Source organism: Candidatus Hydrogenedentota bacterium, from assembly GCA_016791475.1.
In the GTDB taxonomy this organism is placed as follows: Bacteria; Hydrogenedentota; Hydrogenedentia; order Hydrogenedentales; family JAEUWI01; genus JAEUWI01.
Genome location: JAEUWI010000370.1, coordinates 308 through 570, shown reverse-complemented (window position 1 = coordinate 570; position 263 = coordinate 308). Strand labels below are relative to the sequence as shown.

The window sequence follows — 263 nt, the reverse complement described above, 5'->3', positions numbered from 1 at the left end:
GAACCGTGCGCCATGGACGACTTTCAATGGGCGGCAATTCGCCTTGCAGTTTCTTGATTCGGCTTTTGAGCCTTTCCGGCATTTCCGGTCGCCGAGAGGGTCGAATCCGGTGCTTCTCCCAATAATCCCCGGTCACCCACTGGAAATACAGCAGAGCATCGAGCGAATGCGTGGGCTTCGGAAACGACCACTCGATGCCCAGGTCGGAGCGAAAACCGACGATAAACACCCGCTCCCGCTTCTGCGGCACACCGTAGTCGGCG

General features: G+C 58.6%; 1 pseudogene (cut by a window edge). It reads right to left on the bottom strand.

Annotated elements, in window-relative coordinates:
• Positions 1–263, bottom strand: a pseudogene (locus JNK74_29735) (DNA cytosine methyltransferase) (it continues 307 nt past the right edge of the window).